Annotated in this window: 9 protein-coding genes; 2 read left to right on the top strand and 7 right to left on the bottom strand. The window is 60.5% G+C overall.

The window, feature by feature from the left end; genetic code table 11:
• Positions 1 to 204 precede the first annotated feature (204 nt).
• Together HMPREF9081_RS02605 and HMPREF9081_RS02600 are read right to left on the bottom strand one after the other, a co-directional pair.
• Complete coding sequence (locus HMPREF9081_RS02605) at positions 205 to 423, bottom strand: DUF2922 domain-containing protein (protein WP_006305408.1); 219 nt, start codon at positions 421 to 423, stop codon at positions 205 to 207.
• Positions 424 to 462: 39 nt separating this feature from the next.
• Entirely contained in the window at positions 463 to 678 is a 216-nt protein-coding gene (locus tag HMPREF9081_RS02600) for a DUF1659 domain-containing protein (RefSeq protein WP_006305407.1), read from the bottom strand.
• A gap of 226 nt (positions 679 to 904) precedes the next feature.
• On the opposite strand from HMPREF9081_RS02600, the gene HMPREF9081_RS02595 reads away from it, so the two are divergent.
• A complete protein-coding gene (locus tag HMPREF9081_RS02595; protein WP_006305406.1) occupies positions 905 to 1,426 on the top strand; it encodes a hypothetical protein in 522 nt (173 codons plus the stop codon).
• Positions 1,427 to 1,512: 86 nt separating this feature from the next.
• Positions 1,513 to 1,953, top strand: coding sequence for an Rrf2 family transcriptional regulator (locus HMPREF9081_RS02590; RefSeq protein ID WP_174262942.1), 441 nt, complete (start codon positions 1,513 to 1,515; stop codon positions 1,951 to 1,953).
• A 44-nt stretch (positions 1,954 to 1,997) separates the two neighbouring features.
• Here the strand turns inward: HMPREF9081_RS02590 and mnmE are convergent, their stop codons facing one another.
• The 5 genes from mnmE to rnpA form a co-directional block, all read right to left on the bottom strand.
• Positions 1,998 to 3,374 carry a tRNA uridine-5-carboxymethylaminomethyl(34) synthesis GTPase MnmE gene (gene mnmE, locus HMPREF9081_RS02585; protein ID WP_006305404.1) on the bottom strand — a complete coding sequence of 459 codons (1,377 nt, stop codon included), beginning with the start codon at positions 3,372 to 3,374 and terminating at the stop codon, positions 1,998 to 2,000.
• Between the two features lie 162 nt (positions 3,375 to 3,536).
• Positions 3,537 to 4,682, bottom strand: coding sequence for an RNA-binding cell elongation regulator Jag/EloR (gene jag / locus HMPREF9081_RS02580; protein ID WP_006305403.1), 1,146 nt, complete (start codon positions 4,680 to 4,682; stop codon positions 3,537 to 3,539).
• 1 nt (position 4,683) lies between these two features.
• The gene (locus HMPREF9081_RS02575) at positions 4,684 to 5,358 is read right to left on the bottom strand and encodes a YidC/Oxa1 family membrane protein insertase (RefSeq protein WP_006305402.1); all 675 of its coding nucleotides are present in this window, start codon (positions 5,356 to 5,358) and stop codon (positions 4,684 to 4,686) included.
• Between the two features lie 113 nt (positions 5,359 to 5,471).
• Complete coding sequence (gene yidD / locus HMPREF9081_RS02570; RefSeq protein WP_006305401.1) at positions 5,472 to 5,681, bottom strand: membrane protein insertion efficiency factor YidD; 210 nt, start codon at positions 5,679 to 5,681, stop codon at positions 5,472 to 5,474.
• Positions 5,678 to 6,061: a ribonuclease P protein component gene (rnpA, locus tag HMPREF9081_RS02565; RefSeq protein WP_006305400.1), complete on the bottom strand. Its 384-nt coding sequence runs from the start codon at positions 6,059 to 6,061 to the stop codon at positions 5,678 to 5,680. The genes yidD and rnpA overlap by 4 nt, the downstream gene beginning before the upstream one ends.
• Between the last annotated feature and the right edge of the window lie 115 nt (positions 6,062 to 6,176).

Raw genomic sequence — 6,176 nt, 5'->3', positions numbered from 1 at the left:
CTCGCTACGCTCGCCACTTCCCCCGCTCTGGCGGGGGAAGCTAAGATGCCATAATCCTAGCCTCCCCCGTCGGTACGGGGGAGGGGGACCGCGTAAGCGGTGGAAGGGGCGCTTCTAACGATACCGCTGATATAATGACAAGGACTGTCCTACGAAGTTTTCTAGCTTCGTAGGGCAGCCCTTTCTCTCTCGGGAAGTGCGCCCTCAGGCGAGCTTCTCCGTATCGACCGTCTGGATGGCAATGTCCTTGATGGAGACCGGATATGCCTCTCCTGCGACAATCGCCTTCTTGTCAATGACGTTCTGCAGACAGGTCGCGACCTCCGCCTTCGTGAGTCCGTCCTCCGGATCCATCAGGTTTACCGTCAGCTCCTTGCCGCTGGACATCTTCATCGTCATGCGCAGCTGTTTCTTCGTCGACATTGTGCTTACCTCCTTTCCTCCGTATTCTCAGCGCCCTCCTCAGTCCTCGAGGACGGCAGAGTCCGTGCGCGTCACCATACTCAGACCGTGGCGCTGGAGATCCGCGAAGCCCTTGCCGACCGCAAGCGCATCCGCATCTGTGAGCGTCGGCGCAATGGCGCTGATCGTACGGTTCTTGTAGATGTTCTTCCCATCCGTACCGACGCCGGTGATGACCCTGAGCGTGATCTTGCTCGCTGCATCTTTGCGTGCCATGTGGATCAACTCCTTTCTCTTTTGATATCCGTAAGCGCTTTACACAGGAATACCTGCCACAAATGAGAAAAGGAGGAGTCCATTTGAAAAATTTCTTTACATGCGAACACATTTTCTATATAATACAGATCAGAAAGGAACAGGTGATTATTTTCTCGTGTCTGTGCGTCTCGCCAACGGCAGACAGGAGGGGCGGCATGCCCGCCCATAGGAAAGGAGATCCGAAATGAACTGGACGAAGAGAGAAATGCTCATGCAGGGTCTGCCTGAGGCAGCGGATATTCTCGCACTCGTACCCATCACCGGCGCGGGCGGCGGCAATGAGACCGTGATTCACACCGCCGCAGGCGACTGTCTGACACTGCACGCCGCCACAGAATACGTCCTCTCCTGTCTCGCGGGACGTGAGGACAAGGAGCTGCGGCTCATCCGCCGCAATGCGGCACGGCAGCTCGCGCGACGGCGCAACATCATCCTCCCCATCCTGCACGGCTGCGTCCTTGCCCCCATCATGGTGCGGCACGTGCAGAAGCGCCTCGGCAGGCTCGGCTACATCAACATCGCGCGCACGCCCCTCATCGCACGCAGTGCACACGGCACGGACGTGGCTCTGCAAAGCGGCACGGTCATCCATACGCTCTGGCAGCCGCCCACCGTCAGGAAACTCATGCAAGAAGGACGCGCCGTCCACTACAAGCTGCTCCTCGATGTCAAGCGGCAGCTCGACAGCGCAGCAGAATACGCGTAGGCGCGACAGTTGACGATATGATATCAGACTTGTATTTTTTCGCTGTTCGTTGTATCATACAGATACAGAACAATGGAGGGTACAATATGCAGATTTCGAGCCGTTTCACCATCGCCATCCACATCCTCATCTGCGTCGAGCTCTACGGAGAGCAGGCGCCCGCGACGAGCGAAACGCTTGCGGGCAGCATCGGCGTACATCCCGTCGTCATCCGCCGCATTCTCGGGCAGCTGCGCCGTGCGGGACTGATTACCGTTGCACGCGGCAGGGAGGGCGGTGCCCACATCGCGCGTCCTCTCAGTGACACCACCCTCGCGGACATTTTTCGTGCCGTGGAGAGCATCGGGGACGACACGCTCTTCAGCTTCCACGAGAATCCGAATCCTGCGTGCCCCGTCGGACGGAGCATCCACGCGATCCTCGACCGCCGCCTCGATGCCATCCAGCGCGCAATGGAGCGCGCGATGGAGTCGGTCACGCTCGCGGATGTGATTGCCGAGGCGCGGGAGCAGGTTGAAGCAGAATGATCCGCGCTGCCCATGATATTTCGCCGTAATGCCGCATCCCATACCTACTTTCCGATGCAGAACTCGCTGAAGATGCGATCGATGAGGTCGGTGTCCAAGGTCTCACCGAGGATTTCGCCGAGGATGTCGTAGGCGGCGCGCAGATCGATGGAGACGAAGTCGCTGCCCATGTCCGCCGCGAGCGTCCGCTCCGCTTCATCGAGGTGACCGAGGGCACGGCGCAGTGTCTGTACCTCGCGTTCCTTGTTCGGCAGCGCGCCGTCGCTGAGGTCGCCCTCCATCATCCGGACGCGCGCAGCGATGGTCTCGCGCAGGACGTCCATCCCGGTGCCGGCGTGCGCGGAGATCATCAGGACGGGGGCGTTCATGCCGTCGAAGTCGGTGGCTCTGAGAACGGAGGCACAGTCTTCCTTGTTGCAGAGGATGATGGTGTCGGCGTTCATCGTACGCAGGCGTTTGAGGATTTCCCTGTCCTCGTCGGTGAGTGCGCTCGAGCTGTCAAAGACGGCGAGGACGAGCTCTGCATCCGCGAGATGCTGCTTCGTGCGTGCGACGCCGATCCGCTCGACTGCGTCCTCAGCCACACGCAGTCCTGCGGTATCGAGGAGTCTGAGCGGAATCCCTTCGACGCTGATCTCCTCCTCGATCACATCCCGCGTGGTGCCGGGGACATCGGTGACGATGGCGCGCTCCGTGCCGACCAGTGCGTTGAGGAGGCTGGACTTGCCGACGTTCGGGCGGCCGACGATGACGGTCTTGACGCCCTCACGCAGGATGCGCCCCGCCTCCGCGCCCATGAGGAGGCGGCGAACGGCGTCCGCAGCAGCAATAATGTCCTCTCTGAGTGCGGCATTTTGCACGGCAGGAATGTCGTCCTCGGGGAAGTCGATCCCCGCCTCAATGCGTGCGATCGCGCCGAGGAGACGCCTGCGGATCGCTGTGATCTTCTCCGAGAGTGCGCCCGCCATGCGCTCGCGTGCGGCATGCGCGGCGCGGGCGCTCTTTGCCGCGATGAGTTCCATGACACCGTCGGCGCGCGCAAGGTCCAGCCGTCCATTGAGAAAGGCACGCTTGGTGAATTCGCCCGCCTCTGCCGGACGCGCCCCTGTTTCCCATGTGCGCAGCAGCACCTCGCGCAGGACGATCGTGCCGCCGTGGCACTGCAGCTCGACGGTATCCTCGCCCGTATACGAGTGCGGCGCACGCATGTAGAGGAGAATCCCCTCGTCGATGATGGTGCCGTCTGCCGCAACGATATTCCCGTAGCGTGCGGTGTACGGCGCAATCTCCCCAAGCGTCCCGCGTATGGGACGAAAAACCGTACGCGCAATGCGCAGAGCGTCTGCCCCGCTCACACGAATGATGCCGATGCCGCCCGTTCCCTGCGGGGTGGCAATCTGGCTGATGGTTTCCTCGGTCATGCTTTCCCTTTCCCGTTTCTCAAAAATGTCGGAAAGAGGTGTGCTGTATGAAGCGTTCTGCTCCGTACAACACACCTCATTTTATTGATCCGTGTTTCCATATTGCAGGTATTTTGTATGATTTTCCCGTATCATCCAAAGTACCCTCATCGGGGTGCTCCCTCACCGCTCGTAGCGGTCGTAGCTGCTCTCCTCATAGTCCCGCGCGTAGCGTCTGCGCTTCGGGACGATGACGACGTAGCGGCGCGGGTTGTCGCCCGCACTGTAGGTGGTGACGCGGCGATTGTCCTGCAGCGCCATGTGGATGATCTTGCGCTCGTGGCGGCTCATCGGCTCAAGGTGGATCTCCTCGCCGATGCGGCACGCCTTGTCCGCGAGATGTCCCGCGAGCCGCGTAAGGGTCTCCTCACGGCGCGCACGGTAGTCCTCCACGTCGAGGATGATGCGCCCATAGCCGGTCTCCGGAATCCTGTTTACGACGAGGTTCGTGAGGTACTGCAGTGCGTCGAGAGTCGAGCCGTGCTTGCCGATGAGGATGCCGAGATTTTCGCCCCGCATGTTGAAGATCGTGCCTGACGGGGTATCCGTTCGGCGCAGTGCGACGGTGAGATGCATGGAGGCAAAGATCTCGCTGAGGAATTTCTCGGCAGCAGCCACCATCTCGTCCGTGAGTGGGATGAGCAGACTGTCGGTACGCTCACGACGCTGCGGACGAAAATCATCCTGCCTCTCGTCGATGCCGGAGCGTGTATGGTACGTACGATGCTCGTCTGCACCGCTGCGCGCACGGTAGTCGCGCGGTGCGCGGCTCTCTCCATAGCTGCGCGCAGGATAGTCCCGCCGCGGTTCACCGTAGCCGCCGCGGCTGTTTTCGCGCGGCGTGCGCGCTTCTTCATAGGAGCCGCGCCCAACGTTCTCACGGCTCTCGCCGAAGGTGCGGCGCGGTGCGTTCTCCGCAGCATTTTTGCGCGCGGAGGAACGCAGATCGGTGTGAAATCGCTTCGGACGCACGCCAAAGCCGTCGTCCTCTGTGCGCGCTTCCTCGGTCGGCGACGCTGCCGGCACGGGCGGCGGCGCGAGGACGGTCGGCGGCGGCGGGGTCTGTATCTCTGTACGCTGCGGCAGGATCACGGGGCGTGTCGTGACGCGGATGCGTGCCTCGCGTTTGCCCCATAATCCGAGGAATCCGCCGGACGGCTCCTGAATGACCTCGTAGGTGACCTCGGCTCTCCCGCAGCCAAGTTTATCAAGGGCGGCTCCAAGCGCTTCCTCGACGGTATTTCCGGTGGTCTCGATGATCTCTGCCATATCAGTGCGCCTCCTTCACCGGTGCATTCTCGCCCCGATACATCCACCACTGCTGGGTGATCTGGACGACGTTCATCGTTACCCAGTAGAGTACGAGCCCCGAGGGAAAGGTGAGGCTGATCCATCCGATGAAGAGCGGCATGACGGTCATCATGATCTTCATCTGCGCGTTCATCTCGGTGGAGGTCATCTTCTGCTGGAGGTAGGTCGTCGCAGCGGAGAGAACGGGCAGGATATAGAGCGGGTCAGGCTCGCTCATATTCGGTAGCCAGAAGAACGCCGCCGCCTCCGGACTCGGGAAGGTAAAGTTAAAGAGGGCGTAGTACATGCCCATGAGAATGGGCATCTGCACGAGGAGCGGCAGACAGCCGGCGAGCGGGTTGACGCCCGCCTCACGGAAGAGCTCGCCCGTCTTCTGCTGGAGCATCTGCGGATTGTTCTTGTACTTTTCTTGGATCTTTTTCATCTTCGGCTGGATTTCCTGCATCGCCTTCATGGATTTGATCTGTTTGACGGTGAGCGGGTAGGTCACGACCTTGATGAGGATGGTGAGGAGAATGATGGGAAAGCCGTAGCTGACGAGTCCGGCGGCGCTGGTAACGGTGTAGAATGCGCCGAGGATCAGCTGCAGGAGATGAATGATGGGTGCAAAGAGGTTGCTAAAAAATTCGATCAACGGTATTTCCTCCTACTTTTTGGAAGTATGTGCGTAAAATTTCGATTGTATGGTTTCTCTTTGTTTTCGTGTTCGTGATACGATGCCCAACGCGAACACATCGTTACGTCATCCTATGGTACGGGATCGTAGCCGCCCGCGTGAAACGGATGACAGCGCAGGATGCGGCGAAATGCCATCCATCCGCCGTGCCATGCACCATAGCGCTCGATTGCCTCGACTGCGTACGCGGAACACGTCGGATAGTAGCGGCAGCTGGGCAGGGTGAGCGGCGAGATGGCGCTCTGATAAAATCGTATGAGAAGAAGGAGCAGGCACTTCATCGCCGCTCCTCCGCACGCGCGGCACCGCTTGCAAAGATGTTCGCGCGGCGTGCCAGCCGCCGGAGCTCTGTGGCGGCATCCTGCATTTTGCCCGCAGCAAGTCCCGCGCGTCCGATGAGGAGGATCCCCACATCCGTACGCAATTCGTGCTGCATATGGCGATACGCCTCGCGCAGAAGGCGCTTCGTGCGGCTGCGCACGGCGGCACAGCCCAGTTTTTTCCCGGCGGCAAAGCCGACCTTGCCCGCAACGCGCTGCTCCCGCAGAACATACAGGACCATGCCGCGTCCTGCGACAGCGGTCCCCTTTTGATAGACGTGTTGAAAGTCGCTGCGACGCTTGATCATCTTTGCACGCGGCAATGTGTATTTTTTTTCCATATCGCTTTTTCAATCCACGTCGGTATTTTCAGAGGTACGACGGGGGATGGACTGCCTGTGGGTGAGGGGATACCGTTTCACTCCGCCCCCCGCGCTCGACCGGAGCATCTCTCAT

The organism is Centipeda periodontii DSM 2778 (genome assembly GCF_000213975.1).
Taxonomy (GTDB): Bacteria; Bacillota; Negativicutes; order Selenomonadales; family Selenomonadaceae; genus Centipeda; species Centipeda periodontii.
This window is presented reverse-complemented; position numbering and strand designations above follow the sequence as displayed.